The 2,253-nt window shown below is 65.0% G+C and carries 1 protein-coding gene; it reads right to left on the bottom strand.

Annotated features, from left to right (window positions below):
* Window positions 1-2,128 (bottom strand): condensation domain-containing protein (locus tag HB680_RS32410; protein ID WP_213942323.1); only part of this gene is annotated, 2,128 nt, incomplete at its 3' end.
* Window positions 2,129-2,253 lie beyond the last annotated feature (125 nt).

A 2,253-nucleotide genomic window follows, 5' to 3' on the forward strand; every position in this document is an offset into this window, starting at 1 on the left:
TGCGCGAGGTCAGGCCATCGCGCTCCAGGTCATCTGCAGTCAGCCCGGCCCAACCTGCGGCGTCCGCCTCGAGGTCCAGCACCGGGCAGGCAACCGCCCCTTCCAGGGCCGCGTCGAGGGCGACGCGCGCCGCCGGGTGCGTCAACACCACCTGCGGCGCACTGTCGGCAAGCATGTAGACCAACCGCTGCGTCGGGTAATTGGGGTCCAGAGGCACATAGGCGCCGCCAGCCTTCAACGTGGCCAGCAACCCCACCACCATGTCCGCCGAGCGCTCAAAGCAGACCGCCACCCGTTCATCCGGGCCCACTCCCCGTTGGCGCAGGTAACGCGCCAAACGGTTCGCCTGGGCGTTCAGTTCGGCATAGCTCAACCGCTGGCCTTCATACACCAAGGCAGTCGCCCCGGGCGTACGCCGGACCTGTTGCTCGAACAACTGGTGGATGCACAACTGCTCGGGATAGGCGGCGACGGTGCGGTTCCAGCCCTCCAGCAGCAGGTCGCGTTCATCCGGTGGCAGTATCCGCAGATGACGCAACGCCAGGTCCGGCGACTGCTCCAGAGCCTGCACCAGGCTGTCCAGGGCCTGTTCCATGTAGCCACATAGGCGTTCGGCTGGCAGGCACGGCAGAACCTGAACCGACAGACTCAGAGCATCACCGATATCGTCCACCGACAGAATGATCGGGTAGTTGGTCCGTTCTTCGCCGTCCAACCACTGCATGCCGGACACCGGGTCCACCACCGCGGTGGCCGCCTCCGGCAGGCTGTGCCGGTAGTTCAGCAATGCATTGAACAACGGCACGTCCCCACCCACGCCGCTGCAGCGCTGCGCCAGCACCAGTGGCGCGTGCTCATGGCGCAGCATCTGCGCCAGGCGCAGGTGCATGCGCCGTACTCCCTCCTCCACGCCGGTGTCATCCATGTCCAGGCGCACCGGCAAGGTGTTGATGGCCATGCCCATCACCCGTTCCGCCGCCTCGCTGCCCTGCGAACGCCCCAGCAGCACGGTGCCGAATACCACCTGCTCGCGCCCCGAGGTACAGGCCATCACCTGTCCCCAGGCCACATGGCACAGCACCGCCACGCTCACACCCAGGCGCCGCGACTGCGCCCGCAGGCGCTCATTGAGTTGCGCCGCCAGCATACGCTGCACATGGACCAACGCCTCGTCACTGCCCTGCACATTGGCAATCCCGTAGGCCAGCGTCGGCTCGTCGATATCTGCGAGCATCGCCTTGAAGAACGCTTCATGTTGCGCCGTGCTCACCCCCAGCCGCGCGTGTGCCACCAGCGTGCGAAAGGGCGGCGCGGCGCTCAGCTCTGCCGATCGTCCGGCCAGCAGCAGATTCACCTCGCGGTTCATCTCCTCCTGCATCAGGTGATCACCGATCAGGTGATGCAACAACGTCAGCAGCAGCCAGCGCCCGTTCTCGCCATCCCAGGCCATGACGAAGCGCAACAGGGGCGCCTGTGTCAGATCGATGCGTCGCTGGCGCGGGTCGAAGTGCCGCTTGAGCTGCTCCTGCACCGGACCGGCCGGCGGATCCAGATCCAGTTCTTCGACCTCGAGCCGTGCCCGTCGCCAGACCACCTGAACCGGCTCGTTCAGTCCGTCCCATACGAAGCCGGTACGCAGGATATCGTGCCGTTCGATGACCTGACCGACAGCCTCCAGGTAGCGCTCCAGATGTGGGCGGTCGGGGAACGCCATCAACAGCTGCGACAGGTACGGGTCACCCTCGCGGGCACGCAGGTGGTGATAGAGCATGCCCTCCTGCAGGGGCACCAGCGGATAGATATCCTGTACATTCGCAGCGCCGCCCGGCACCTGTGCCGTGATCTGATCGATCTCCGCCTGGGTCAGCTCAACCAGCGTCAGCATCTGTGGCGTGATAGCCGTGCAATCGGCCGGAATCAGATTGGCTGGCACCTGCAGCCGCTCGGCGTCGAACGTCTCGCCGTTGCGCAGGCGCTCGATCAGTGCCTGCTTGTGCGCCCTTAGGCTGTCCAGGACGCCCTCGCGTTGAAGAACGCTCCGCTCCCCCTTGAAGGCCAGGCCATCACCGTTTAGCGAAACGCTGATGGTGTTGTCGCGAAGAAACTGCACCAGCTCGACGATAGTCATATTACCCATTCCACCATTTTCTTGACCGACGTGCCCAACGCCGAAAGCGTCGGGGCACTGAACAGCATCTGGATATCCACCGACAGATCCGCCTGACGGATCCGCGAAATCAATTGCACCCCCAG

This window comes from Pseudomonas sp. dw_612 (assembly GCF_018449725.1).
Classification (GTDB): domain Bacteria; phylum Pseudomonadota; class Gammaproteobacteria; order Pseudomonadales; family Pseudomonadaceae; genus Aquipseudomonas.